Annotated in this window: 21 protein-coding genes; 7 read left to right on the top strand and 14 right to left on the bottom strand. The window is 56.7% G+C overall.

The features are described 5' to 3' along the window. Positions 1–50: 50 nt before the first annotated feature. The 7 genes from ACOTXC_RS12520 to aqpZ all read right to left on the bottom strand — a co-directional run bounded on the left by ACOTXC_RS12520 (position 51) and on the right by aqpZ (position 9,042). The gene (locus tag ACOTXC_RS12520; protein WP_126490339.1) at positions 51–1,487 is read right to left on the bottom strand and encodes an SDR family oxidoreductase; all 1,437 of its coding nucleotides are present in this window, start codon (positions 1,485–1,487) and stop codon (positions 51–53) included. Between the two features lie 10 nt (positions 1,488–1,497). After that, positions 1,498–2,499 (bottom strand): low-specificity L-threonine aldolase, encoded by a 1,002-nt coding sequence (gene ltaE / locus ACOTXC_RS12515; RefSeq protein ID WP_126490338.1) that lies wholly within the window; start codon positions 2,497–2,499, stop codon positions 1,498–1,500. A gap of 38 nt (positions 2,500–2,537) precedes the next feature. Continuing rightward, positions 2,538–4,256 carry a ubiquinone-dependent pyruvate dehydrogenase gene (gene poxB / locus ACOTXC_RS12510; RefSeq protein WP_023305792.1) on the bottom strand — a complete coding sequence of 573 codons (1,719 nt, stop codon included), beginning with the start codon at positions 4,254–4,256 and terminating at the stop codon, positions 2,538–2,540. Between the two features lie 238 nt (positions 4,257–4,494). Then, the gene (hcr, locus tag ACOTXC_RS12505) at positions 4,495–5,463 is read right to left on the bottom strand and encodes an NADH oxidoreductase (RefSeq protein WP_023299707.1); all 969 of its coding nucleotides are present in this window, start codon (positions 5,461–5,463) and stop codon (positions 4,495–4,497) included. 10 nt (positions 5,464–5,473) lie between these two features. After that, positions 5,474–7,126, bottom strand: coding sequence for a hydroxylamine reductase (gene hcp, locus ACOTXC_RS12500; RefSeq protein ID WP_023299708.1), 1,653 nt, complete (start codon positions 7,124–7,126; stop codon positions 5,474–5,476). A gap of 144 nt (positions 7,127–7,270) precedes the next feature. Beyond that, positions 7,271–8,170: a lysine exporter LysO family protein gene (locus ACOTXC_RS12495; RefSeq protein ID WP_022647606.1), complete on the bottom strand. Its 900-nt coding sequence runs from the start codon at positions 8,168–8,170 to the stop codon at positions 7,271–7,273. Between the two features lie 176 nt (positions 8,171–8,346). Then, on the bottom strand, positions 8,347–9,042 hold the full coding sequence (gene aqpZ / locus ACOTXC_RS12490; protein WP_026080729.1) for an aquaporin Z: 696 nt from the start codon (positions 9,040–9,042) through the stop codon (positions 8,347–8,349). A 291-nt stretch (positions 9,043–9,333) separates the two neighbouring features. Here aqpZ and ACOTXC_RS12485 point away from each other — a divergent pair, with 291 nt between their 5' ends. After that, positions 9,334–10,992 (top strand): ATP-dependent endonuclease, encoded by a 1,659-nt coding sequence (locus ACOTXC_RS12485; RefSeq protein WP_023299709.1) that lies wholly within the window; start codon positions 9,334–9,336, stop codon positions 10,990–10,992. Here ACOTXC_RS12485 and ACOTXC_RS12480 read toward each other — a convergent pair. Next, positions 10,989–11,945 carry a VirK/YbjX family protein gene (locus ACOTXC_RS12480; RefSeq protein ID WP_421767720.1) on the bottom strand — a complete coding sequence of 319 codons (957 nt, stop codon included), beginning with the start codon at positions 11,943–11,945 and terminating at the stop codon, positions 10,989–10,991. The two genes, ACOTXC_RS12485 and ACOTXC_RS12480, sit on opposite strands and share 4 nt — an antisense overlap. Positions 11,946–12,104: 159 nt before the next feature. Here ACOTXC_RS12480 and macA point away from each other — a divergent pair, with 159 nt between their 5' ends. Both macA and macB read left to right on the top strand, forming a co-directional pair. Next, positions 12,105–13,220, top strand: a complete 1,116-nt coding sequence (gene macA / locus ACOTXC_RS12475; protein ID WP_022647609.1) for a macrolide transporter subunit MacA — start codon at positions 12,105–12,107, stop codon at positions 13,218–13,220. Continuing rightward, a complete protein-coding gene (gene macB / locus ACOTXC_RS12470) occupies positions 13,217–15,157 on the top strand; it encodes a macrolide ABC transporter ATP-binding protein/permease MacB (RefSeq protein ID WP_421767719.1) in 1,941 nt (646 codons plus the stop codon). The genes macA and macB overlap by 4 nt, the downstream gene beginning before the upstream one ends. 70 nt (positions 15,158–15,227) lie before the next feature. Here the strand turns inward: macB and cspD are convergent, their stop codons facing one another. Next, the gene (cspD, locus tag ACOTXC_RS12465) at positions 15,228–15,449 is read right to left on the bottom strand and encodes a cold shock-like protein CspD (RefSeq protein ID WP_006174390.1); all 222 of its coding nucleotides are present in this window, start codon (positions 15,447–15,449) and stop codon (positions 15,228–15,230) included. 267 nt (positions 15,450–15,716) lie between these two features. On the opposite strand from cspD, the gene clpS reads away from it, so the two are divergent. The 3 genes from clpS to ACOTXC_RS12450 all read left to right on the top strand — a co-directional run bounded on the left by clpS (position 15,717) and on the right by ACOTXC_RS12450 (position 19,088). After that, complete coding sequence (clpS, locus tag ACOTXC_RS12460; protein WP_006174393.1) at positions 15,717–16,037, top strand: ATP-dependent Clp protease adapter ClpS; 321 nt, start codon at positions 15,717–15,719, stop codon at positions 16,035–16,037. A gap of 27 nt (positions 16,038–16,064) precedes the next feature. Beyond that, positions 16,065–18,344, top strand: a complete 2,280-nt coding sequence (clpA, locus tag ACOTXC_RS12455) for an ATP-dependent Clp protease ATP-binding subunit ClpA (RefSeq protein WP_032624545.1) — start codon at positions 16,065–16,067, stop codon at positions 18,342–18,344. 294 nt (positions 18,345–18,638) lie between these two features. Next, on the top strand, positions 18,639–19,088 hold the full coding sequence (locus tag ACOTXC_RS12450; RefSeq protein ID WP_045309092.1) for a hypothetical protein: 450 nt from the start codon (positions 18,639–18,641) through the stop codon (positions 19,086–19,088). A 71-nt stretch (positions 19,089–19,159) separates the two neighbouring features. On the opposite strand, the gene infA is transcribed toward ACOTXC_RS12450, so the two are convergent. The 5 genes from infA to trxB form a co-directional block, all read right to left on the bottom strand. After that, positions 19,160–19,378: a translation initiation factor IF-1 gene (gene infA, locus ACOTXC_RS12445; RefSeq protein ID WP_002211347.1), complete on the bottom strand. Its 219-nt coding sequence runs from the start codon at positions 19,376–19,378 to the stop codon at positions 19,160–19,162. Positions 19,379–19,662: 284 nt separating this feature from the next. After that, entirely contained in the window at positions 19,663–20,367 is a 705-nt protein-coding gene (gene aat, locus ACOTXC_RS12440) for a leucyl/phenylalanyl-tRNA--protein transferase (RefSeq protein WP_058676868.1), read from the bottom strand. A gap of 45 nt (positions 20,368–20,412) precedes the next feature. Continuing rightward, on the bottom strand, positions 20,413–22,134 hold the full coding sequence (gene cydC, locus ACOTXC_RS12435; protein WP_421767718.1) for a heme ABC transporter ATP-binding protein/permease CydC: 1,722 nt from the start codon (positions 22,132–22,134) through the stop codon (positions 20,413–20,415). Beyond that, positions 22,134–23,900 (bottom strand): heme ABC transporter permease/ATP-binding protein CydD, encoded by a 1,767-nt coding sequence (gene cydD / locus ACOTXC_RS12430; protein ID WP_032624541.1) that lies wholly within the window; start codon positions 23,898–23,900, stop codon positions 22,134–22,136. Before cydD ends, cydC begins: the two co-directional genes overlap by 1 nt. Positions 23,901–24,014: 114 nt before the next feature. Continuing rightward, the gene (gene trxB / locus ACOTXC_RS12425; RefSeq protein WP_421767717.1) at positions 24,015–24,983 is read right to left on the bottom strand and encodes a thioredoxin-disulfide reductase; all 969 of its coding nucleotides are present in this window, start codon (positions 24,981–24,983) and stop codon (positions 24,015–24,017) included. A gap of 543 nt (positions 24,984–25,526) precedes the next feature. Here trxB and lrp point away from each other — a divergent pair. Continuing rightward, positions 25,527–26,021, top strand: coding sequence for a leucine-responsive transcriptional regulator Lrp (lrp, locus tag ACOTXC_RS12420; RefSeq protein WP_000228469.1), 495 nt, complete (start codon positions 25,527–25,529; stop codon positions 26,019–26,021). Positions 26,022–26,086: the final 65 nt, after the last annotated feature.

The raw sequence follows: 26,086 nt of genomic DNA, 5'->3' as shown, positions 1-26,086 counted from the left end.
GTGAATTACGATGTGTTGCAATGGGAAAGGTGAAAGAAAAAGGGTTTTATTTAATTACTTTCCCGCTTTTCTTCTGCCAGTTGCGCAATCCTTTTCGCCATTCCGCGGAAGATAAACAGGTGTGCCGGGATCATCAGCAGCCAGTAGAACAGCCCGGGCATTCCGTGCGGGTGCCACCACGCCCGAACGTCCAGCTCGCGGTGATCGCCTTTGTCTTTAAGGGTGAAGCAGAGCCGCCCCAGCCCCGGTGCCTTCATGCCAAACAGCAGCGCCAGCTGTTTTTCCGGCTCAACGATGATCACCTTCCAGCTGTCGACCGTATCGCCCACGTTCAGATACGGGGCGGCAGGACGGCCTTTTGCCAGCCGGTGACCCACCAGCAGATCCAGCGCGCCGCGCGTTTGCCAGAGGATATTGCCGAAGAAATAGCGCTCTTTGCCGCCGATCTGGTTCACAACGTCCCACAGCGCTGAGAGGCTGGCAGTGGTTTTTACCGTACAGCCCGCCTGTTTTGGGTAATAGCCGTACTCGGGCCGCCAGCGGGCAAACGCCTGCGCGTCGTAGCCCCAGTCACTGGAGTTCACCAGCTTCTCTTCTTCTTTCAGCGTATTGCGTACGGCATCGTCGAAGGGGATCAATTCCTGAGGGATCAAGGCACGCAGTTCACGATCGTCCGCCAGCAGATCGTGTTTCAGTCCCTGTATAAGCGCTTTGGCAGTCGTCGGCGGCACGGAGGTGATCACATTCAAAAACCACACCGAAATCCAGCGGGTCGGGAAGGGGACGGGCACCAGCCAGCGGCGGCGGCCACTCACCCGCATAAAATGTTCGAACTGCGCCTGATAGCTCAACACTTCCGGGCCAGCCGCCTCCAGCACACGCTGCGCCGCCGCCGGATGATCCAGCAATGCCACCAGATAGTGGAGTAAATTCTCCAGCGCAATGGGCGTGGTGCGCGAGCGTACCCAGCGCGGCGGTGTCAGCACAGGCAGGTTGTAGACCATATCGCGCATCACTTCGAACGCGGCGGAACCCGCACCGACGATGATCCCTGCCCGCAGTTCGGTGACGGGGATACGGGCGCTTCGCAACGTCTCTGCCGTCAGTTGCCGCGCGCGCAGATGGTCTGACTGCTCGTTCTCAGGCGCCTGAAGCGAGCTTAGAAAGATCACCTGCTTTACCGGCGTTTGCAGCAGCGTATCACGTACGTTCATCGCCACCTGACGCTCGTGGGCGATAAAATCGCCGCCTTCGCCCATGCTGTGAACAAGGTAGTAAAGCGTATCGACCCCTTCCAGCAGCGCAGGAAGCGCTTTCGGCCAGTTAAGGTCAACGTTGTGACACGTCACGCCAGGCAAATGTAGCTTTTGCAGGCGTTCCGTGTTGCGTGCCACTGCCAGCACCTGGTGCCCCTGCTGGCTTAACGCAGTGGTCAGATGCTGACCGATATACCCGCTGGCACCGAGCACCAGAATACGTTGCGGCACGGTATGCTCCTTAACGCTGTAAAAACGCCTGCCAGTGTTTCACCACCTCGGTCAACTGCTCGCGGTTAACGTCAAGATGCATCACCAGTCGCACGACCGGGGAGGCGTTGATCAGCACGCCTCGGGCTTTCATAAATTCGCCCAGCGCGGCAGCATGCTCTTTGCCGACGCGGACAAACAGCATGTTGGTGTCATGACGCATGACATCAGCGCCGATTTCACGCAGCTGCGCTGCCATCCACGCCGCATTGTCGTGATCGTCTTTCAGGCGTGACACGTTATTTTTCAGGGCGTACAGTCCGGCAGCCGCAAGAATACCCGCCTGACGCATCCCGCCGCCGGTCATTTTGCGCCAGCGGTTGGCGCGTCTGATGTAGTCTGCACTGCCAACCAGCAGGGAACCCACCGGCGTACCCAGCCCTTTAGAGAGGCAAATGGTGAACGAGTCGCAATATTGGGTGATCTCTTTCAGCTCGCAGCCGTACTCCACCACGGCGTTGAAGATACGTGCGCCGTCAACGTGCAGGCCGAGCTTGCGCTCGCGGGTAAAATCCCATGCCGCTTTCAGGTATTCGCGCGGCAGGACTTTACCGTTATGGGTGTTTTCGAGGCTCAGCAGTTTAGTGCGGGCGAAGTGAATATCATCGGCTTTGATTTTTGCCGCGACTTTGTCCAGCGGCAGCGTACCATCCGGCGCGGCATCGATCGGCTGCGGCTGAATGCTGCCAAGCACCGCCGCGCCGCCGGCTTCGTACAGGTAGTTATGCGCCCCCTGGCCGACGATATACTCTTCGCCGCGCTCGCAGTGGCTCAGCAGCGCCACCAGGTTAGCCTGCGTGCCGGTGGGCAGGAACAGGGCAGCCTCTTTACCGCTCAGCTCGGCCGCATAGCGCTGGAGTTCGTTGACCGTCGGGTCATCGCCGTAGACGTCGTCCCCGACCGGGGCGGCCATCATCTCTTCGAGCATGGCGCGGCCCGGACGGGTAACGGTATCACTACGTAAATCAATCATTTCACATCCCTTTCATTTAAGAGGTCTTGTGAAATGTTTTACCTGAGCCAGTTGGTTTTTGCCAGCTCGATCACTTCGTCACCGCGCCCGCTGATTATGGCGCGCAGCATGTAGAGGCTAAAACCTTTAGCCTGTTCCAGCTTGATTTGAGGCGGGATTGCCAGCTCTTCTTTGGCGACCACCACATCCACCAGCACCGGGCCGTCGATGGCGAAGGCACGTTGCAGGGCTTCGTCCACCTCTGAGGCTTTCTCCACCCGAATACCGGTGATACCGCAGGCTTCGGCGATGCGGGCGAAGTTGGTGTCGTGCAGCTCGGTGCCGTCCGTGAGGTAGCCTCCGGCCTTCATCTCCATCGCCACAAAGCCCAGCACGCTGTTGTTAAAGACCACGATTTTCAACGGAAGCTTCATCTGCGCCACCGACAGGAAATCCCCCATCAGCATACTGAACCCGCCGTCGCCGCACATCGCCACCACCTGACGTTCCGGTGCCGTCGCTTTTGCGCCCAGCGCCTGCGGCATGGCGTTGGCCATTGAGCCATGGTTGAACGAGCCAAGCAGGCGTCGTTTGCCGTTCATTTTCAGATAGCGCGCGGCCCAGACGGTGGGCGTACCCACGTCGCAGGTGAAGATGGCATCGTCGTCGGCGAAGTGGCTGATCTGCTGCGCCAGATACTGCGGGTGGATCGCTTTTTCGCTCGGTTTGGCGAGATCGTCCAGCCCCTTACGCGCATCGCGATAGTCGCTCAGGGCTTTATCGAGGAATTTGCGGTCCGTTTTTTCTTCCAGCAGCGGCAGGAGGGCGGCGAGGGTGGATTTAATATCGCCGATAAGCGCCATATCCACCTTGCTGTGCGCGCCGATGCTACCGGGATTAATGTCGATCTGGATAATTTTCGCATCCGTCGGGTAGAACGCGCGGTACGGGAACTGGGTGCCGAGCAGGATCAGCGTATCGGCGTTCATCATGGTATGGAAGCCGCTGGAAAAACCGATCAGCCCGGTCATGCCCACATCGTACGGGTTATCGTATTCAACGTGCTCTTTCCCGCGCAGGGCGTGCACAACTGGCGCCTTCAGCTTAGCGGCAAATTCCACCAGCTCTTTATGCGCGCCGGCACAGCCGCTGCCGCACATCAGGGCGATATTGCTGGAGTATCGCAGCAGTTGCGCCAGCTTTTTAAGCTCTTCATCCGCAGGGGTAATGGTTGGCTGTGGCGCAGAGTACCAGTGGGTGGTGGCGGTTTCAGGTGCAGCCTTCAGCGCCACGTCCCCCGGCAGCACAACCACCGAAACCCCGCGATTCAGGATCGCCTTACGCATGGCTATCGCCAGCACCTGTGGGATCTGCTCCGGCGACGAGACCAGCTCGCAGTAGTGGCTGCATTCACGGAACAGCTCCTGAGGATGCGTCTCCTGAAAATAGCCGCTGCCGATTTCGGATGACGGAATATGTGCGGCAATCGCCAGCACCGGAACATGGTTGCGGTGACAGTCGAAAAGACCGTTGATAAGGTGCAGGTTTCCCGGTCCGCAGGAACCTGCACAGACGGCGAGTTCGCCCGTGAGCTGCGCTTCGGCACCCGCGGCAAAGGCGGCGACCTCTTCATGGCGGGTGGGCATCCATTCAATGGTCTTCATCTTGTTGAGGCTGTCGCTGAGTCCGTTCAGCGAATCGCCGGTGACGCCCCAGATACGCTTTACGCCAGCCTGCTCCAGGGTTTTCGCTATGTATGCAGCCACGGTTTGTTTCATGGTGGTCCTTCTCCTTTATGTGATATCGCTTACAAGCTTAGAAGAAAGTCACTGTATTGGCTGCCTGGTATTCCATACGCACAGGCAGTAGGCACAACGTAAGCCGGGTAAACGCAGTGTCACCCGGCAAAAAGCCCGGTGGCGCTAACGCTTACCGGGCCTACGAAGAGCCAACATGTACAAAGTAGGCCGGGTAAACGCAGTGCCACCCGGCAACAAATGGGGGCACTGCGCCAGATTATGCCAGCACCAGGTCCCCCTGCGGATGGCATGAACACGCCAACACGTAACCCTCTGCAATTTCCGCATCGGTCAGCGTCATGGTGCTGGTGACGGTGTATTCACCGGAAACCACCTTCGTCTTACAGCAGCCGCACACACCCGCGCGACAGGCTGCCGCTACCGGCACGTTATTGCTTTCGAGCGCTTCAAGCAGCGTGGTGCCCACGCGACCAAAGAAGGTCTGCGCCGGTTGCAGCTTCGTGAACTTCATCCCGCTGGTCGCCGCTGCCGCTACAGGCGTGAAGAACTGCTCTTTAAAGAAGCGGGTCACGCCGAGCGCTTTCACTTCTTTCTCCACGATCTCCATGTACGGCGCCGGGCCGCAGGTCATCACGGTACGATCCGCAATGTCCGGCACGCTTTGCAACATTTCGCGGCTCAGACGCCCCGCGACAAAACCGTGCGTCGCGTTGTGCTCAGCCACCAGGGTCACCGGATAATTTCGCCATTCCTCGGCAAAAATCACATCTTCCGGGGAACGCACGCTAAAGATCACCTGCACGTCGGCCTGAGGACGGTATTTCGCCAGCCAGCGGCGCATCGACATAATCGGCGTTACGCCACAGCCTGCCGCCAGAAGCAGGAATTTGTCTTCCTTCTTGTCGTCACAGGTGAACTCGCCCTGCGCGTCAGACAGCCAGATGTAATCCCCGCGCTTCACGTCACGGGTCAGCCACCGGGAGCCTGCGCCGTCATCAATACGACGGACGGTGAGCGTTATGTATTCGCTCACGCCCGGCGTGGAGGAGATCGTGTAGGCGCGCAGGGTATCCGCCGAATTACGCACGCTCACCAGCGCATACTGACCTGCGCGGTACGGGTAGTAGTCATGGCACAGCAGCGACAGTGTCCACACATCCGGCGTCTCCTGTTGGATGTGATGAACCTGCATCCGCCACGGACATTGTGAGGTTGGCATGGTCATGAGTTACTCCTTACGCGCTCAGCAGTTGCTTCATATCATCTTCAACGTTGGTCACGGAACGCAGACCAAATTTCTCGTTCAGGATGGCCAGCAGGTCCGGCGTCAGGAAGCCTGGCGCGGTCGGCCCGGTGACGATGTTGGTCACGCCGAGAGAGAGCAGGGTCAACAGAATAACGATCGCTTTCTGCTCGAACCAGGAGAGCACCAGCGACAGCGGCAGATCGTTCACGCCGCAGCCCAGTTTCTCTGCCAGCGTGACCGCCAGAATGATGGCTGAATATGCATCGTTACACTGACCAGCATCCACCAGGCGTGGCAGACCTTCGATGTTGCCGAAGTCCAGCTTGTTGAAACGGTACTTACCGCAGGCCAGGGTCAGGATCAGACAGTCTTCCGGAACGCGGGTGGCGAAATCGGTGAAATAGTTACGTTCCCCGCGCGCGCCGTCACAGCCGCCGATCAGGAAGATGTGACGTAGTTTTTCACGGCTGACGAGGTCAATCAGGGAATCCGCCGCACCCAGCAGGGTTTCACGGCCAAAACCGACGGTGATGAGGTGCGGAATTTCGCTGTACGGGAAGCCTGCCATCTGCTGCGCCTGCGCGATAACCGGACCGAAATCATCGCCTTCAAGGTGGCTCACGCCCGGCCAGCCGACGATGCTGCGGGTCCAGATTCGGTCGTCATACGCGCCCACGGTAGGGTCGATGATGCAGTTAGAGGTCATGACGATTGGGCCAGGGAAGCGGGCGAACTCCACCTGCTGGTTCTGCCAGCCGCTGCCGTAGTTACCGATCAGATGCTTAAATTTACGCAGTTCCGGGTAGCCGTGCGCGGGCAACATTTCGCCGTGGGTATAGACGTTAACGCCGGTGCCTTCGGTCTGCTTCAGCAGGTTGTAGAGATCTTTCAGGTCGTGGCCGGAGATCAGGATGCATTTACCTTCGGTCGCTTTGACGTTGACCTGCGTCGGCGTTGGGTGGCCGTAGGTGCTGGTTTCACCGGCATCCAGAATGCTCATCACTTTGAAGTTCATTTGGCCGATTTCCATCGAGCATTCCAGCAGGGCGTTCATGTCGGAAGGCCAGGTGCCCAGCCATGCCATGATTTTGTGGTACTGGGCATAAATGTCGTTGTCGTACTGGCCGAGTACGTGCGCGTGCTCCATATACGCCGCAGCACCTTTCAGACCGTACAGGCACAGCAGGCGCAGGCCGAGGATGTTCTCGCCAATCGCCGCTTTGTCTTTATTGGGAGTAAATTCGGCGGCCTGACGCTGTAGCTCGCCCAGGTCGTCGCTCACCAGCTGTAGTTCCGCCATCGGGTTGTCCACGCGGGCGCTGGCGTCGGCATTCAGGCATTGCGCTTTCAGGGCTTCACGCAGGGCAATCGCTTCGCGGGCATAGCCCACAATGCGTGGCGAATCGAAGTTAACGTTAGTCAGCGTGGAGAAAAATGCGCGCGGCGCAAAGCTGTCGACATAGTGATCGACAAGGCCATATTCACGGGCCTTGAAGGCCCAGGCGGATAAGCCTTGCAGCGCCGCAATCAGCAGGTCCTGGAGATCGGACGTTTCTGCGGTTTTGCCGCACATACCCTGCGCGTAAGAGCAGCCGTTGCCTGCCGGGGTACGGATGGTTTGTTCACATTGCACACAAAACATAATCACACCTGTTAAAGTTATATTTGAAATACATGTTTAAGGTTATGCCTGTGCCACAACGGAGAAAAGTGCTTTCTTATACTAAGTGGAGGGTTATTGATTTAGCGCAATTTTGGCGGCAGGTTCACTACCGCCAAAGCAGTATCAGGCTGAGAAGAACGCCATCAGAATGGGGACCAGCAGGCTCAGAATAAAGCCGTGTACAATAGCGGCAGGAACCATCTCCAGACCTCCCGAGCGCTGTAAAACCGGCAGGGTAAAGTCCATTGAGGTGGCCCCGCACAGGCCCAGCGCGGTAGAGCGGCTGCGGCGTACCAGGCCGGGGATCAGCATGATGGCTATCAGCTCGCGCGCCAGATCGTTAAAGAAGGCGGCGCTGCCGATCACCGGACCAAACGATTCGGTCAGCAGAATACCGGAGAGCGAATACCAGCCAAAACCGGATGCCATCGCCAGGCTGGTTTTCAGCGGCAGATCGAGAATAAAGGCGTTAATCACTCCCCCCGCCATTGAGCTGGCCACAACGATAACGGCAACCATCATGCCCCGGCGGTTCAGGACAATCTGTTTCAGCGTCATGCCATTATTTCGCAACTGAATACCGATCAGGAAGAGCAGGAAAATCAGCGTATATTCGCTGGCTTCCGTAGCGTGCTGTAAAAAAGCCCATCCGGTTAGCCCCAGTAAAAAACCGAGCACCACCACGCCGCACAGCTTTAATGATTCCAGCGCCATCGCAATTCGGGAGGGAAGCTTTTCCTGATGGTGGTGATTTTTCCAGGGAATAGTGCGTTCCAGCCAGAACAGCGCGGCAATATTGCACAGCAGAATAACCACTACCGTAACCGCAGAATAATGCAGGATGGAAAGCAAGTTCGTCGCCAGATTATCCAGGAAGGCCAGGCTGATCCCCATAAAGAACAGAATGACGTAAACAATCCAGCTGAGAAAACGATTAATAAGCTTTAAGGCCGATTCATGACGCAGCGGAATAAGGTAGCCCACAATCAGGGGCAGAAGAATGATGAGGAGTCCTGAGAACATGAACAGCCGGTCCTTTTGAGTATCATTTAAGCGCCAGAGACACTACCCAATAAAGGCTGTGAGGTAAAGCTACAAAAAAAGCCGGGTGGCGGCTACGCCTTACCCGGCCTACAAAGTGCACACTCACGTAGGTCGGGTAAGCTTTAGCGCCACCCGACATTACAGGCCGCACTTAATTAATCGCGTTTTTCCAGCAGGGTGCGATACAGCACGCCGCCCAGAATACCGCCAATAATTGGCATCACCCAGAACAGCCACAGCTGTTCAAGCGCCCAGCCGCCCTGGAAAATAGCCACCGCGGTGCTACGTGCCGGGTTAACGGAGGTATTGGTCACCGGGATGGAGATCAGGTGGATAAGCGTCAGCGCCAGACCAATAGCAATGGGGGCAAAGCCCGCAGGCGCGTATTTGTCCGTTGCGCCGTGGATCACCAACAGGAAACCTGCGGTGAGCACAATTTCAATCACGATAGCAGACAGCATTGAGTAGCCGCCTGGAGAGTGTTCGCCGAAGCCGTTTGACGCAAATCCGCTGGCCGCGGCGTCAAACCCGGCTTTTCCGCTGGCAATGACGTACAACACCGCCGCGGCAATAATACCGCCAATAACCTGGGCAATAATATAGCCAATAATATCTTTCGCCGGGAAACGTCCGCCCGCCCATAAACCTAACGTGACGGCCGGGTTGAAATGACCGCCGGAAATATGCCCCACGGCGAATGCCATGGTTAATACGGTTAAACCGAATGCCAGCGCGACGCCGACAAATCCAATACCTAATTCCGGAAATGCGGCTGCCAGTACTGCGCTACCGCAGCCACCAAACACCAGCCAGAATGTACCAAAGCATTCTGCCGCTAATTTTCTGAACATAACCACCTCAATAATAAACGTCCGCGCCCATTCCTGCGCGCGGGTTATATCGCCATAAAGGGATGACGACTCAAAGAGCCAGTATTTTGAAACCATCAACATCCCTTCGCCACTCAAATAAATTCACTAAATTTGATTTAAGGCAATGTGATGTCAATCCTTGTTCAGAACGGAGGTAATTAGAGCATAGCCCAATAATTAAGGGGGCGTATATTCTGCTGTCGTGACCTACAGCCTGCCGCTATACTGCTGATAACTTGAAGGAAAAAGTGGCCGAAATGCGGGGGATGTATGCTACTCGAACGTGTGGAGATTGTCGGGTTTCGCGGGATTAACCGCCTGTCGCTGCAACTGGAACAGAACAACGTCCTGATAGGCGAAAACGCCTGGGGTAAATCCAGCCTGCTGGATGCCCTGACGCTGCTGCTTTCGCCCGAAGAGAACTTGTACCACTTCGTCCATGATGACTTCTGGTTTCCGCCGGGGGATGTCAACGGGCGCGAGAAACACCTGCATATCATTCTGACCTTCCGCGAATCCGAGCCCGGTCGCCATCGCGTGCGTCGTTTTCGCCCTATGTCGCCCTGCTGGGTGCCCTGTGAAGATGGGTTCCAGCGTATTTTCTATCGCCTTGAGGGCGAAATGGCGCAAAACGACGGGGTATTAACCCTGCGTGAATTTCTTGATGAGAAGGGGAATCCGATCCCGCTCGATAATATTGACGAGCTTGCCCGCCATCTTATCCGCCTCTCCCCCGTGTTGCGCTTACGAGACGCGCGCTTTATGCGGCGGATCCGTAACGGCACCGTACCGAATATGCCCGAGGTGGAGGTGACCGCCCGCGAACTGGATTTCCTCGCCCGTGAACTGGTCTCACGGCCGCAGAACCTCACCGACGGCCAGATCCGTCAGGGACTGTCTGCCATGGTCCAACTGCTAGAGCACTACTTCTCCGAGCAGGGAACGGGGCAGGCGCGCCACCGCCTGATGCGCCGCCGCTCGCACGACGAGCAACGAAGCTGGCGCTATCTCGATATTATCAACCGCATGATCGACCGCCCCAGCGGGCGCACGCATCGGGTGATCCTGCTGGGATTATTCTCCACGCTGTTACAGGCGAAAGGGACGGTGCGCCTGGATCGGGACGCGCGCCCGCTGCTGCTGGTGGAAGATCCGGAAACGCGGCTGCACCCGATTATGCTTTCCGTGGCGTGGCATCTTCTTAATCTGCTGCCGTTGCAGCGTGTCACCACCACGAATTCCGGCGAGCTGCTCTCCCTGACGCCGGTGGAGTATGTCTGCCGCCTGGTGCGTGAATCCTCGCGGGTCACCGCCTACCGGCTCGGGCCCGGCGGGTTAAATGCCGAAGATGGCCGACGCATTGCGTTTCATATCCGTTTTAACCGAGCCTCTTCCCTGTTTGCCCGCTGCTGGTTGCTGGTGGAAGGGGAAACTGAAACCTGGGTGATAAACGAGCTGGCGCGCCAGTGCGGACACCACTTTGATGCCGAAGGGATCAAAGTGATTGAATTTGCTCAGTCTGGCTTAAAGCCGCTGATCAAATTTGCGCGCCGGATGGGGATAGAGTGGCACGTGCTGGTGGATGGCGATGAGGCGGGTAAAAAATATGCGGCGACCGTGCGCAGCCTGCTCAATAACGATCGTGAAGAGGAGCGGGAACATCTGACCACGTTGCCCGCGATGGACATGGAGCACTTTATGTACCGCCAGGGATTTGACGACGTCTTTCACCGCGTGGCGATGATCCCGGTGGATGTGCCCATGAATATGCGTCGGGTGATTGCCAAAGCTATCCATCGGTCGTCAAAACCGGATTTGGCCATTGAAGTCGCGACGGAAGCGGGCAGGCGGGGCGTGGAGTCGGTGCCCACGCTGCTGCGTAAAATGTTCTCCCGCGTCCTCTGGCTGGCTCGCGGGAGGGCCGATTAACGGGCAGTCGCCTGCGATACCTGTTGATGCAGGCTCTCAAGCAGGATATAGCGGCGGCGGTACTCGGATCGTTTTTTACTCGCAATCTCTTCCATCGGTTTGCGTGGCATGGTCAGTGGCAGGGCAAAGTTACCGTTCTCCTGCTGCTGTCCGCCAAGGGAGCGCCAGAAGCTGTCATAGTCAGCCAGCAATTTTCCCTCTTTTTTCTTGCGATAGCGCCAGCTACGGTAGATGTGGGTGGCGTTACTCACCGCGAGGATCTGCTCGACGGGGAAGGCGCCTGCCAGCGTCATGACCGCTTCAACCAGCAGACGTTTTGGGAACAGTCCGTGACAGGCTTTGGTCGCCAGCTGAATGTGCTCGTGCGGGACATGCGCTTTCGCCCCCTGCATTCCGCCGATGAAGAGCGTTGACTTGCCCTGGTATTTGCACAGCGTAAAGGTCAGCTCGGCCAGCACCGTGTTCTGGTGGTCGCAAAAAGTGAGGGTCGCTTCCCCTTCTTTGTCCAGAAACGCATCCGCGCTCAGGCGAACGCTAAACTGCTGCTCCTCTTTGCCCGTTAACGTCACCAGCGTGATGCCCTGGCTGGAAAGGTAGCCGTTCAGCAGTGACGCCGGAAGATGGCGGCTCATCATCTGATAGTGATTGTCCAATGCGTCCAGCGTATTCTGACGGCCCATATTGACGGTCAGCCACGGTCGGTGCAGGCGGCACGGCAGGCCGGGCTGCACGCGCAGGATCTGCATCAGACGGGGCTGTTTTGCAAGGTTTCCGAGCAGGCGCGCAGTGGTGAACGGCGTTGCCAGCGAGCGCAACATAAACTTACGTCGATAGGCCGGATTTTGCCACGCCAGCCCCGGCGTGAGGGAACCCGATGCCAGGCTTTTAAACAGTTGCCAGCCCGATTTAGGCTGGGACAGCGTTGAATAAGGTGTATCGACGATGGAAGACATGTTAGATCCTGCTTCTGGTGGAATTTCGCTATTTCAGCAGGCGCTTTATCAACATCGGGTAAACAATTCCCGACGATAACGGGGATCGGGGGTTTCGTTGAGGAGTGGTTTAGATAAAATCAACGGTGATGATAGCCAGAACAATTATTTGGAATATTTATGAACCTGAAGGGAAAACGCAGAAAGCTGTTTCTGCTGCTGGCGGTAGTGGTGTTAGCAGGCGGATTCTGGTTATGGAAGGTACTGAACGCGCCGGTACCACAGTATCAAACGCTGATTGTTCGTCCGGGCGAGCTGCAACAAAACGTGCTGGCGACGGGGAAGCTGGATGCCCTGCGTAAGGTTGACGTGGGCGCGCAGGTCAGCGGTCAGCTTAAAACCCTGTCGGTTGAGATTGGCGATAAGGTTAAAAAAGGCCAGTTGCTGGGCGTGATCGATCCTGAGCAGGCGCAAAACCAGATCCGCGAAGTGGAAGCGACGCTGATGGAGTTGCGCGCGCAGCGCGCTCAGGCTCAGGCGGAGCGTAATCTCGCTCAGGTCACCCTGTCGCGCCAGCAGGCGCTGGCGAAAACGCAGGCCATCTCGAAACAGGATCTGGACACAGCCGCCACGGAGCTGGCGGTGAAGCAGGCGCAGATTGGCACCATCGATGCGCAAATCAAGCGGAATCAGGCCTCGCTGGATACGGCGAAAACCAACCTCGATTACACGCAAATCGTTGCGCCAATGGCCGGGGAAGTGACGCAGATAACCACCCTGCAAGGCCAGACGGTCATCGCCGCGCAGCAGGCGCCGAACATCCTGACCCTGGCGGATATGAGCACCATGCTGGTGAAAGCCCAGGTATCTGAAGCGGACGTCATTCACCTTAAGCCGGGGCAGAAAGCCTGGTTTACGGTGCTGGGCGATCCGCAAACCCGCTATGAAGGGGTGCTGAAAGATATCCTGCCGACGCCGGAGAAGGTCAACGACGCCATCTTCTACTATGCGCGTTTTGAGGTGCCTAACCCGCAGGGCGTGCTGCGTCTGGACATGACCGCTCAGGTGCATATCCAGCTGACCGGCGTGAAAAACGTGCTGACGGTTCCGCTCTCCGCGCTGGGCGAATCCGCCGGGGACAATCGCTACAAGGTGAAAGTGCTGCGCAACGGTGAAACCCGCGAGCGGGAAGTGGTGATTGGCGCACGTAACGACACCGACGTGGTGGTGGTAAAAGGGCTGGAAGAGGGTGAGGAAGTGGTCACCAGCGAAAGCCTGCCTGGAGCCGCGCAATGACGGCGCTGCTTGAGCTGAATGACATTCGTCGCAGCTATCCGTCCGGCGACGGGCCGGTGGAGGTGCTGAAAGGCATCTCCCTGCGCGTTGAAGCCGGTGAAATGGTGGCGATTGTCGGGGCATCGGGCTCGGGTAAATCAACGCTGATGAACATTCTCGGCTGTCTGGATAAGCCTACCAGCGGCACCTATCGCGTGGCCGGGACGGATGTTTCCACCCTGGACGGCGACGCGCTGGCGAAGCTGCGTCGCGAGCATTTTGGCTTTATCTTCCAGCGTTACCATCTGCTTTCACACCTGAGCGCGGCGCAGAATGTGGAAGTGCCAGCGGTGTATGCGGGCGTCGAGCGCAAAAAACGCCTCGAACGCGCGAAGGCGCTGTTAACGCGTCTTGGGCTGGCGGAGCGTGTTGATTATCAGCCTTCGCAGCTTTCCGGCGGTCAGCAGCAACGCGTGAGTATTGCCCGCGCGCTGATGAACGGTGGGCAGGTGATCCTCGCCGATGAGCCAACCGGTGCGCTCGACAGCCATTCCGGTGAAGAGGTGATGGCGATCCTGCATCAGCTTCGCGATCAGGGGCATACGGTGATTATCGTCACCCACGATCCGCAGGTGGCAGCGCAGGCGGAACGCATTATCGAGATCCACGACGGCGAGCTGGTCAGCAACCCGCCGCCACGTCAGTCCAGAGCGGCGGCGGCGAAAGAGGTGCTGCCGGCCGCAACTGGCTGGGGCCAGTTTTCCAGCGGTTTCCGCGAGGCGCTGACCATGGCCTGGCTGGCGATGGCGGCCAACAAAATGCGCACTCTGCTGACCATGCTTGGCATCATTATTGGTATTGCCTCAGTGGTGTCGATTGTGGTGGTGGGCGATGCGGCGAAACAGCTGGTGCTGGCAGATATTCGCGCCATCGGGACTAACACCATCGACGTTTATCCCGGCAAAGATTTTGGCGACGACGAGCCGCAGTATCAGCAGGCGCTGAAGTATGACGATCTGGCGGCTATTCAGAAGCAGCCGTGGGTGAACTCCGCCACGCCTGCCGTCTCGCAAAACCTGCGTCTGCGCTATGGCAACATCGACGTGGCGGCCAGCGCTAACGGCGTCAGCGGAGATTACTTCAACGTCTACGGCATGACCTTCAGCGAAGGGGCGACCTTCAACGCTGAACAGCTGGCGGGCAGGGCGCAGGTGGTGGTGTTAGACGCTAACTCCCGCAGGCAGCTGTTCCCGAATAAGACCAATGTGGTGGGGGAAGTGATCCTCGTAGGCAACATGCCAGCGACGGTGATCGGCGTGGCGGAAGAGAAGCAGTCGATGTTCGGCAGCAGTAAAATCCTGCGCGTCTGGCTGCCGTACACCACCATTTCCGGGCGCATCATGGGGCAGTCCTGGCTTAACTCAATTACCGTTCGAGTGAAGGAGGGCTACGACAGCGGGCTGGCGGAACAGCAGCTGGAGCGGCTGTTAACCCTGCGCCACGGGAAAAAGGATTTCTTCACCTGGAATATGGATGGCCTCTTGAAAACGGCGGAAAAGACCACACGTACTCTTCAGCTGTTCCTGACGCTGGTGGCGGTGATTTCGCTGGTCGTCGGCGGGATAGGGGTGATGAACATTATGCTGGTGTCGGTGACCGAACGTACGCGGGAGATCGGCATCCGCATGGCGGTCGGAGCCAGAGCCAGCGACGTGCTGCAGCAATTTTTGATTGAAGCGGTGCTGGTGTGTCTGGTGGGCGGTGCGATGGGGATTGCGCTCTCGATGATAATCGCCTTTGCGCTCCAGCTCGTCTTACCGGGCTGGGAGATTGGCTTCTCGCCGATGGCGATCCTGACGGCGTTTTTATGTTCCACCTTCACCGGAATTCTGTTCGGCTGGCTACCGGCGCGAAACGCGGCGCGGCTGGATCCGGTGGATGCGCTGGCGCGCGAATAACCCGAAAATAAAAATGCCAGCCGATCGGGCTGGCATTTTGCCTGCAGGGTGTACACAATGAATCAGAGAGCTATGCAACCGCTTCTGCTTCAACGGGGACGATCAGACTGGCATGATTGCCTTTTGGCCCCTGGTGTACATCGAACCGGACGGACTGCCCGGCTTTGAGCGTCCTGTAACCATCCATCTGAATGGTGGAATAGTGAGCGAAGATATCCTCGCCGCCGCCTTCGGGGCAAATGAAGCCAAACCCCTTGGCGTTGTTGAACCACTTAACAGTACCCATTTCCATGCTTCGACATCCTTCGTAAATCTTATAAATTAAGATGGAATGAACCGGTGGTGGAGTGGGGGCTGTTCAAAACCTCGCCAACTCACGCTTGTACAATTTAGAGAAACGGAAGAAGCCGTCAAGCGTTTGGCGCTGGAGTTGGGACAATAATCAACCAAAATTTGAGGCAGTTAACGCTATTGCAACAGTTTGTGACAGACATCGCGGATGACAGTAATAGATGATTGTTATCTAACATCTGAGGTAGATTCAAAGTGGTTATGCATAATGGGTAAGACCAACGATTGGCTGGATTTTGACCAGCTGGCGGAAGATAAAGTGCGCGACGCGCTAAAACCGCCATCTATGTATAAAGTTATGTTAATGAACGATGATTACACGCCGATGGAATTTGTTATTGACGTGCTACAAAAGTTCTTTTCTTATGATGTTGAACGTGCAACGCAACTGATGCTTACCGTTCATTATCGTGGCAAAGCGATCTGCGGCATCTTTACTGCCGAAGTAGCGGAAACCAAAGTAGCGATGGTGAACGACTATGCAAGGGAGAACGAGCATCCGTTGCTGTGTACGCTGGAAAAGGCCTGATAAGGCATAAAATTGGGGGAGGTGCCTATGCTCAATCAAGAACTGGAACTCAGTTTAAACATGGCTTTCGCCAGAGCGCGTGAGCACCGACATGAGTTTATGACCGTCGAGCATTTGCTGCTCGCACTGCTTAGCAACCCATCTGCCCGCGAAGCGCTGGAAGCCTGCTCCGTGGATCTGGTGGCGCTACGTCAGGAACTCGAAGCCTTCATCGAACAAACCACACCGGTGCTGCCAGCCAGTGAAGAAGAGCGCGACACACAGCCGACGCTCAGCTTCCAGCGCGTGCTGCAGCGCGCGGTTTTCCACGTCCAGTCTTCCGGACGTAGCGAAGTGACGGGCGCCAATGTGCTGGTCGCCATCTTCAGTGAGCAGGAGTCCCAGGCGGCCTACCTGCTGCGTAAACACGAAGTCAGCCGGCTCGACGTGGTCAACTTCATCTCTCACGGAACGCGAAAAGACGAGCCTAACCAGGCATCGGATCCCAGCGGACAGATCAACAGCAATGAAGAGCAAGCAGGCGGGGAGGATCGTATGGAAAACTTCACCACCAACCTTAACCAGCTTGCTCGCGTTGGCGGTATCGACCCGCTGATTGGCCGCGACAAAGAGCTGGAGCGTGCCATCCAGGTGCTGTGCCGTCGCCGCAAGAATAACCCGCTGCTGGTGGGGGAATCTGGCGTGGGTAAAACCGCGATTGCCGAAGGTCTGGCCTGGCGCATTGTGCAGGGCGACGTGCCGGAAGTGATTGCCGACTGCACCATCTACTCGCTGGATATCGGCTCGCTGCTGGCGGGCACCAAATACCGCGGTGATTTTGAAAAACGTTTCAAAGCGCTGTTAAAACAGCTGGAGCAGGACACCAACAGCATCCTGTTTATCGATGAGATCCACACTATCATCGGCGCAGGCGCGGCTTCCGGTGGTCAGGTAGATGCCGCCAACCTGATCAAACCGCTGCTCTCCAGCGGCAAGATCCGCGTGATGGGCTCTACGACGTACCAGGAGTTCAGCAACATCTTTGAGAAGGATCGTGCGCTGGCGCGTCGTTTCCAGAAAATCGACGTAACCGAGCCGTCGGTTGACGAAACGGTGCAGATCATCAACGGCCTGAAAACCAAGTATGAAGCGCACCACGACGTGCGTTACACCGCGAAAGCGGTGCGTGCGGCGGTGGAGCTGGCGGTGAAATACATCAACGATCGTCATCTGCCGGATAAAGCGATCGACGTGATTGATGAAGCGGGTGCGCGTGCGCGCCTGATGCCAGCGAGCAAGCGTAAGAAAACCGTGAACGTAGCGGATATCGAGTCCGTGGTGGCCCGTATCGCACGTATCCCTGAGAAGAGCGTCTCTCAGAGCGACCGTGATACGCTGCGCACCCTCGGCAATCGCCTGAAAATGCTGGTCTTTGGTCAGGATAAAGCTATTGATGCCTTAACCGAAGCGATCAAGATGGCCCGTGCTGGCCTGGGGCATGACCACAAGCCTGTCGGTTCCTTCCTGTTCGCCGGCCCGACCGGTGTGGGTAAAACCGAGGTAACGGTGCAGCTCTCCAAAGCGCTGGGCATTGAGCTGTTGCGCTTTGATATGTCCGAGTATATGGAGCGTCACACCGTCAGCCGTTTGATTGGTGCGCCTCCGGGCTACGTGGGCTTTGACCAGGGCGGCCTGCTCACCGACGCGGTGATCAAGCATCCGCACGCGGTCCTGCTGCTCGATGAAATCGAGAAAGCGCACCCGGACGTGTTCAACATCCTGTTGCAGGTGATGGACAACGGGACGCTGACCGATAACAACGGGCGCAAGGCCGATTTCCGCAACGTGGTGCTGGTGATGACCACCAACGCCGGGGTGCGTGAAACCGAGCGCAAATCCATCGGCCTGATCCATCAGGATAACAGCACCGATGCGATGGAGGAGATCAAGAAGATCTTCACGCCGGAGTTCCGTAACCGTCTGGACAACATTATCTGGTTCGATCACCTGTCTACCGAGGTGATTCATCAGGTGGTGGATAAGTTCATCGTCGAGCTGCAGGTTCAGCTGGATCAGAAAGGCGTGTCGCTGGAAGTGAGCCAGGAGGCCCGCAACTGGCTGGCCGAGAAAGGCTACGACCGTGCGATGGGTGCCCGTCCGATGGCGCGCGTGATTCAGGACAACCTGAAGAAACCGCTGGCGAACGAACTGCTGTTTGGATCGCTGGTTGACGGCGGCCAGGTGACCGTGGCGCTGGATCAGGCGAAGAACGAGCTGACGTACGATTTCCAAAGTGCGGCGAAGCACAAGCCGGAAGCGGCTCACTGATTTCTAACGTAGGTCTGAAAACCGGGCAATAGCCCGGTTTTTTTATGCCTGCCTTTCTCCCTCTGCCTGTGGGCTGTTTGCACTGAACAGTCCCCTCGCCCCTTTGGGGAGAGGGCTAGGGTGAGGGGAACAGGCCGCAGTGAAATTTTGCGAGGCGCTTTCCAGTTTCTTTCGAAGTCAGTTGCTGGATAAATCTACAGTAATAAAATGGTGTCGCACCTGCAAAATCGGGTGCCGGGATTGGCGTCCTGAAAGTGTGTGCACAGACAATCTTGCGTGCATAAAGGATTACATATGACTAATATTAATAGCTTCGCCCAGCTCTACACCGAACTCTCCCTCAACCCCGATCTCCCAACCCTGGCCGAGCGCTGCAAGCTGCTCACCGAAATCCTTCTCGACTGCAAATCTCTCCCGCAAACGCAGCCCGTTTGCCGCTGTCTCGGAGCTTATCTGGAAGAGGTAAAATCCGGCCTCACAGAATCCATGCGTGATTTTCAGGTGGTGGAATTTGAGGACGAAGCGGAACAGCCGCGACAAAAAGAGTGGTTGCTGGAAGATACAGAAACGAAATGTGACTACTGCCGGGCGTTAAACCACGTGCTGCTGGTTTCGCATTTTGACCGCGATATGTTGCCACACCTGACGGGACTGTTGCATGACATTACCCACGCGATAGCTGAAGATCTAATCGTACCCATGAACCCGTGCATGACAATACATCTGCCGACACAGCCACACTAAGGCCATAAATAAAAAAGGCCGGGATTGTCCCGACCTTTTAAATATTCATCTGCCATTACAGGCGAAAACAATTAGCGACTACGGAAGACAATGCGGCCTTTGCTCAGGTCGTACGGGGTCAGTTCAACAGTCACTTTGTCGCCCGTCAAAATGCGGATATAGTTTTTGCGCATTTTACCGGAGATGTGCGCAGTTACCACGTGACCGTTTTCCAGTTCTACGCGAAACATGGTATTAGGCAACGTATCAAGTACGGTACCCTGCATTTCAATATTGTCTTCTTTGGCCATCTAATCCTCTGGGGTATCACTACCAAGTTTTGAACCGGCAAGATAATGCCGAAATTCATCAATTAAGTAAAGAATTGCGCGTTTAAAACGCAGCAAAACAATTTCAGCGTATTGCCCAAGCGTCACGGTACAACCGAACGGAAAGCGCATTCGTAAAGGGGATACGACAGGATAAACGTCAGGACGTTATCTGAAGCGAGGGTCCCAAACGGCGGCGGGGCAACAGGCAGAAGCTACTCTGCGGCGTAATTATAACACCCTCATAAAAAATATGCGGAAAACATTTAGGCATTGGGCATAAAGAGCATTCTGGGAACCCAAAAATCGCGCGGAAGAGTCTCCAGTCGGCACTGTTCAAGGTGTTCGATATAGCGTCGGCGGGAAATTTCAACCGCGCCGAGCGAGGCGGTGTGCTCATTCAGCACCTGACAATCCATCAGTTGTCCGCCGCGTTGGGCAAATTCCTGGCTAAAAACCAGCAGCGCGGTTTTCGACGCATTCGTGGCGCGGGAGAACATCGACTCGCCGCAGAACAGCGTGCCCTGCGCCACCCCGTACATCCCCCCAACGAGGTTATCCTCTTTCCATACTTCGATGGAGTGCGCGTAGCCCAGCTCATGAAGCTGGTGGTAGGCGATAATGATATCGCGGGTTATCCAGGTGCCTTCATGACGATCTTCAGCGCAGCCTTCGATTACCTGCCCGAAGGCGTGATTGAGCGTGACGCGATAGGGCGAATTTGCGTGAAAACGTTTCATGCTGCGGCTCAGGTGAAACTGCCCGGGCCACAGCACGGCTCGCGGGTCCGGAGACCACCATAAAATCGGGTCGCCGGGAGAAAACCACGGGAAGATGCCGCGCTGGTAAGCCATTAAGAGACGCGCCGGGCTGAGATCGCCGCCCAAAGCCAGCAATCCGTTAGGTTCACGCAGCGCCCCCTCCGGAGAAGGGAACGCAATATTATGGCGAGAAAGCTGCACCAGGCGCATGACAACAGAACTCCAGTACGCGAGAGAGGACGCTACAAATATAGTCTACAGGCGCTGTTTAAACTGGTAGTAGCGACCCTGTTTTGCCAGCAGCTCTGCGTGATTACCTTGCTCAATTATGTGTCCGTTGTCCATCACAATTATTCGATCGAAATTCACCAGCCCGCGCAGGCGGTGAGTGACCATCAGCACGGTTTTGCCTTTCATCACCTTTGTCAGTAAATCAAGAATTTGACTCTCGGTTGTCGCATCCAGACCTTCTGTCGGTTCATCCAGCAACATCAGCGGCGCATCGTGCAGCAAGGCGCGCGCGATGGCCAGACGACGCAGTTCGCCGCCGGAAAGCTGTCGGCCCCCTTCACCCAGCCAGCTGTTCAACCCGTCGTCCTCAAGCAGCTTGTGCAGCCCAACCTGTTCCAGCATCGCCCGCAGCGTATCGTCAGAGGCGTCCGGTGCCGCCAGAAGAAGATTATCGCGCAGCGTAGCGCTGAACAGGTGCACACGCTGGGGCACGACGCTGACGGTTTTACGCAAGGCCGCTTCGCTATAATCAGACAGCGGAAGGTCGTTAAACCGAATCTCGCCCTGCTGCGGGTCCCAGGCGCGCGTGAGGAGTTGCAGAAGCGTCGATTTGCCACATCCCGTACGGCCAAGGATCGCAATGCGCTGCCCGGCATCAACAGAAAGGCTGATGTCTTCCAGCGCGTTTTGCGCCTGCTTGTCGTAGGTGAAGGTGACGTTGCTGAGCGTCAGCGCGACCTGCTCCGGCACAGCGGTTTGACCCGCGCTGAACTTCACTTCCGGCTCCTGCTCTGCAATATCCGTAATGCGCAGCGCAGAGGCAATCACCTGGCCGAGATGCTGAAAGGCGCCGGTGACCGGGGCTAAGGCTTCGAAGGCTGCCAGGGCACAGAAAACAAACAGCGCAATCAGCGGGCCAGGCTGCGGATTACCGCCCACGCCACCGGAGGCCATCCAGAGCATGGCGATAACGGCAAACCCACCGATTAACATCATCATCGCCTGAGAAAACGCGGTCAGTTCAGACTGGCGACGCTGGGCTTCATGCCAGTTCAATTCCGTATTTTCCATACGGGTGCGGTAGCGCTTGCTGGCACCAAAAATGGTGAGCTCGGCCTGACCCTGCAACCAGGAGGTGAGCTGCTGGCGGTATTCCCCGCGCAGACGCGTCAGGTTTTCCCCGGTGGTTTTACCTGCACGATAAAACAGGGGCGGCAGAATAATCAGCGTCATCAGCATGATGCCGCCGAGCGTCAGTGCGATGGGAACATCCAGGAAACTCAACCCCAGCGTGACCACGACAATCACCACAAACGCGCCCACCATGGGCGAGATGACGCGCAGATAGAGGTGATCCAGCGTATCCACATCCGCAACTACGCGGTTGAGTAATTCGCCCTGCCGAAAACGTGCCAGCCCGGCAGGGGAGAGGGGCAGCAATTTGCTGAACGTATAAATACGCAGGTGTTGCAGCACGCGGAAGGTCGCGTCGTGGCTGACCAGGCGTTCGAAGTAGCGCCCGGCAGTTCGCGTAATCGCCGTGCCGCGCACCCCGGCGGCAGGCAGCATGTAGTTAAAGCTGTATAGCCCGGCAAAGCCTGCGGCCGCAGAAGCGGAGAGGAACCAGCCAGAAAGCGTAAGCAGGCCGATGCTGGCGAGCAGAGTGATAATCGCCAGTACGATCCCGAGCGTCAGCATCCATTTGTGGCGTTTATACAAAGCAAGATAGGGAAGCAGGGCGCGCATCAGATATCCTCCTGACGGTTCGCCAGCAGGGTCGCAAAGGGCCCCTGCGCGGCAACAAGCGCGGCGTAATCGCCTTGCTCAACAATGTGTCCGTTTTCCATCACCCAGATCTGATCCCAGTCGGCAATACCTTCCAGCTGGTGGGTCACCATCAGGGTAGTTTGCTGGCGTGAGGCTGCGTTAAGCGCATCCATCACGCGCTGCTCGCTGTGAGCGTCCAGGCTGGCGGCGGGTTCGTCCAGCAGCATTAACGAACAGGGGTTCAGCAGCGCACGGGCAACCGCGACGCGCTGTGCCTGGCCCACTGACAGCCCGGCAGACTGATCGCCAATGACGGTATCGACACCCTGCGCAAGCAGCGGCAAAAACTCGCTGACCCAGGCGCGGTCGAGAACCGATTGCAGCTCATCGTCACGTGCATCCGGCCTTGCCAGCAGCACATTCTCGCGCAGCGTCGGGGCAGGCAGCTGAGGGTTTTGACCCACCCAGCTTAGCTGTTTACGCCAGGCATCAGGATCGAGCTCGCGCAGCTCCGTTTTGTTGATACGCAGCGATCCGGTGTACGCCATAAAACCTGACAGCGCATTCAACAATGAGCTTTTACCTGAGCCGCTGGTACCCACCAGCACCACACGTTGCCCGGCAGGCAGGGTAAAGTTCAGCGGGCCGGCCAGCACTTTGCCTTCAGGCGACAGAACAGAAAAATCCTGTGCTTCAATGGTCACCGGATCGTTCGTATTCAGCGTCACCTCACCACGCTCCGGATGTGCCAGCGGCGTTTCCATAAAGGTTTTCAGGCTGTCGGCAGCACCCACCGCCTGCGCTTTGGCATGGTAAAAGGTGCCGAGATCGCGAAGCGGCTGGAAAAATTCCGGGGCCAGGATCAGCGCCAGGAACCCGGCGGAAAGCGTGACCGCCGTACCGTAGTGGCCAAAGTCCAGCGCGCCGAGGTATGAGAAGCCAAAGTAAACCGCCACCAGCGCGATCGACAGGGAGGTAAAGAACTCGAGCACGCCGGAAGAAAGGAAGGCCATGCGCAACACTTCCATGGTGCGCTGACGAAAATCCTGCGACGCCAGGCGAATGTTTTCGGTTTCCGCTTCACCACGACCAAAGATCCGCAGGGTTTCCATTCCGCGCAGACGGTCCAGGAAATGACCGCTCAACCGACCCAGCGCAAGGAAGTTGCGACGGTTGGCATCTGCCGCGCCCATGCCGACCATCGCCATAAACAGCGGGATGAGCGGGGCGGTCCCCATCAGGATCAGAGCCGCTACCCAGTTAACAGGGAAGATGGCGATAACAATCATCAGAGGCACAAACACTGCCAGCGCCATCTGTGGAAGATAACGCGCATAGTAATCGTGCATATCGTCGATTTGCTCAAGGATCAGCGTCGCCCAGCTACCGGCCGGTTTGCCCTGGATCCACGCAGGCCCGGCTTCCGAAAGCCGGTCGAGCACTTTGCGGCGGATCTCATAGCGGATGTGCTGGCCGGCATGGAACCCAACCCGCTCGCGCAGCCAGACCACCCACGCACGCAGGACGAAAACCAGCACCAGAACGATAAACGGCAGCAGCAGCGCTTCGCGCGGGATGCTCTCCATGATCATATGATTGAGAATGCGGGCCAGCAGCCATGCCTGGGCAACAATCAACAGACCGCTGATAAATCCCAGAACGCGGGAGATCATCAGCCAGCGGCGGGACAGAACGCTTTGCTGTTTCAGCCAGCGCGTTAACTCTTGTTGACGGGTTTTTTCCATTGCGTACTTTGCAGGTGACGTTATAAGAAATTAGACATCTGCATGTTACACGTGAGCAAAAATAAAGGCGACCAGTGGCCGCCTTTATTTACGTTTGTTACTGACTTGTAAAGATTATTTACCTTGTTCTGCCAGTCCGTCCAGATAGCGTTCTGCGTCCAGCGCGGCCATACAGCCGGTGCCCGCAGAGGTGATCGCCTGACGATAAATATGGTCCATCACGTCGCCAGCCGCGAAGACGCCTGGGATGCTGGTCTGCGTGGCATTGCCGTGAATGCCAGACTGCACTTTGATGTAGCCGTTCTCCAGCTCAAGTTGGCCTTCGAAAATGGCCGTGTTCGGGCTGTGACCGATTGCCACAAACAGGCCTGCCACCTCCAGCGTTTCGACGGTGTCGGTGTTCTGCGTATCACGAATTCGCAGACCTGCCACACCCATCTGATCGCCGGTCACTTCTTCCAGCGTACGGTTGGTATGCAGCACAATGTTGCCGGTCGCCACTTTATCCATCAGGCGTTTGATCAGGATCTTCTCGGCGCGGAAGGTGTCGCGACGGTGGATCAGGTGTACTTCTGAGGCGATGTTCGCCAGATACAACGCTTCTTCCACAGCGGTGTTGCCGCCGCCGATCACCGCAACTTTCTGGTTGCGATAGAAGAAACCGTCGCAGGTCGCGCAGGCTGATACGCCGCGCCCTTTGAATGCTTCTTCAGACGGCAGACCGAGATAACGGGCAGAGGCACCGGTAGCGATGATCAGCGCATCGCAGGTGTATTCACCGCTGTCGCCGGTCAGACGGAACGGACGGTTCTGCAAATCCACTTTATTAATGTGGTCGAACAGGATTTCGGTTTCGAATTTAGCAGCATGCTCGTGCATGCGCTCCATCAGCAGCGGCCCGGTCAGGTCGTTCGGGTCGCCCGGCCAGTTTTCCACTTCCGTGGTGGTGGTCAGCTGACCGCCTTTTTCCATCCCGGTAATCAGTACCGGTTGCAGGTTAGCGCGTGCAGCATAGACCGCTGCGGTATATCCCGCAGGTCCAGAACCAAGGATTAGCAGCTTACTGTGTTTGGTCGTGCCCATGAGATCCCCATTGTTGTTGGCAGGCAATGGGCTGGATTGTAGGGAATTTGTTGCCGTAAAAAAAGAGCACGACAGTTTTGCTTCCGATATATGCAATAGTCACGCCCTATGGATCAGACACGGTCATATCACGTCTGCTACTGAAAATCGCGCGTTTATAAGGCAATAAAATGATGATTAATACCCCCCCGTAATGAATATCCGGCATCTTGTACTAAAAATCGATGTTTTGCTTTGACAATCCCCTGCGCTTTTGCGAAAACATTCAAGGAAGAAAAAAAGACGCATGAACTGCATGTCGAATAGACATGCACGTAAATGCCATTTTTACCGGGTCAGTGAAATCTACGCATGGTGTGGACAGACGCCATACGTGATGTCTGTGACTGCTTTCGGGCAACGGTCTTCTTACCGCAGAACCCGAATCCACATCGCATCTAATACATAACCAGGCGATGTGATGAATAACGGGTGCAGGCTCTGAACAGTGATGTGCACAGGGTCCAGGCAGGAGTAGGGAAGGAATACAGAGAGACAATAATAATGGTAGATAGCAAGAAGCGCCCTGGCAAAGATCTCGACCGTATCGATCGTAACATTCTTAATGAATTGCAAAAGGATGGGCGTATTTCCAACGTCGAGCTTTCAAAACGTGTGGGACTTTCCCCGACGCCGTGCCTTGAGCGTGTGCGTCGACTGGAAAGACAGGGTTTTATTCAGGGCTATACGGCTCTGCTAAACCCGCATTATCTGGATGCCTCACTTCTGGTATTTGTTGAGATTACTCTGAATCGTGGTGCGCCGGATGTGTTTGAGCAATTTAACGCCGCTGTACAAAAACTTGAAGAAATTCAAGAGTGTCATCTGGTTTCCGGTGATTTTGACTACCTGTTAAAAACCCGTGTACCTGATATGTCCGCCTACCGTAAGCTGCTGGGTGAAACCCTGCTGCGTCTGCCAGGCGTGAACGACACCCGTACTTATGTGGTGATGGAAGAGGTCAAACAGAGCAATCGTCTGGTTATTAAGACGCGCTAACACGGAACAGGTGCAAAATCAGTGTAGTTTGATTACACTCCTGTTAATCCATACAGCAACAGTGC

The organism is Enterobacter cloacae complex sp. IR5428 (genome assembly GCF_049238585.1).
Classification (GTDB): Bacteria; Pseudomonadota; Gammaproteobacteria; order Enterobacterales; family Enterobacteriaceae; genus Enterobacter; species Enterobacter intestinihominis.
This window is presented reverse-complemented; position numbering and strand designations above follow the sequence as displayed.

Coding starts and splice junctions, on each gene's coding strand:
- macA (WP_022647609.1), top strand. CDS start 12,105: ATGAACCTGAAGGGAAAACGCAGAAAGCTGTTTCTGCTGCTGGCGGTA.
- ltaE (WP_126490338.1), bottom strand. CDS start 2,499: ATGATTGATTTACGTAGTGATACCGTTACCCGTCCGGGCCGCGCCATG.
- lrp (WP_000228469.1), top strand. CDS start 25,527: ATGGTAGATAGCAAGAAGCGCCCTGGCAAAGATCTCGACCGTATCGAT.
- hcr (WP_023299707.1), bottom strand. CDS start 5,463: ATGACCATGCCAACCTCACAATGTCCGTGGCGGATGCAGGTTCATCAC.
- infA (WP_002211347.1), bottom strand. CDS start 19,378: ATGGCCAAAGAAGACAATATTGAAATGCAGGGTACCGTACTTGATACG.
- poxB (WP_023305792.1), bottom strand. CDS start 4,256: ATGAAACAAACCGTGGCTGCATACATAGCGAAAACCCTGGAGCAGGCT.
- cspD (WP_006174390.1), bottom strand. CDS start 15,449: ATGGAAATGGGTACTGTTAAGTGGTTCAACAACGCCAAGGGGTTTGGC.
- aqpZ (WP_026080729.1), bottom strand. CDS start 9,042: ATGTTCAGAAAATTAGCGGCAGAATGCTTTGGTACATTCTGGCTGGTG.
- clpA (WP_032624545.1), top strand. CDS start 16,065: ATGCTCAATCAAGAACTGGAACTCAGTTTAAACATGGCTTTCGCCAGA.
- ACOTXC_RS12480 (WP_421767720.1), bottom strand. CDS start 11,945: ATGTCTTCCATCGTCGATACACCTTATTCAACGCTGTCCCAGCCTAAA.
- aat (WP_058676868.1), bottom strand. CDS start 20,367: ATGCGCCTGGTGCAGCTTTCTCGCCATAATATTGCGTTCCCTTCTCCG.
- cydD (WP_032624541.1), bottom strand. CDS start 23,900: ATGGAAAAAACCCGTCAACAAGAGTTAACGCGCTGGCTGAAACAGCAA.
- macB (WP_421767719.1), top strand. CDS start 13,217: ATGACGGCGCTGCTTGAGCTGAATGACATTCGTCGCAGCTATCCGTCC.
- hcp (WP_023299708.1), bottom strand. CDS start 7,126: ATGTTTTGTGTGCAATGTGAACAAACCATCCGTACCCCGGCAGGCAAC.
- trxB (WP_421767717.1), bottom strand. CDS start 24,983: ATGGGCACGACCAAACACAGTAAGCTGCTAATCCTTGGTTCTGGACCT.
- ACOTXC_RS12450 (WP_045309092.1), top strand. CDS start 18,639: ATGACTAATATTAATAGCTTCGCCCAGCTCTACACCGAACTCTCCCTC.
- clpS (WP_006174393.1), top strand. CDS start 15,717: ATGGGTAAGACCAACGATTGGCTGGATTTTGACCAGCTGGCGGAAGAT.
- ACOTXC_RS12485 (WP_023299709.1), top strand. CDS start 9,334: ATGCTACTCGAACGTGTGGAGATTGTCGGGTTTCGCGGGATTAACCGC.
- ACOTXC_RS12495 (WP_022647606.1), bottom strand. CDS start 8,170: ATGTTCTCAGGACTCCTCATCATTCTTCTGCCCCTGATTGTGGGCTAC.
- cydC (WP_421767718.1), bottom strand. CDS start 22,134: ATGCGCGCCCTGCTTCCCTATCTTGCTTTGTATAAACGCCACAAATGG.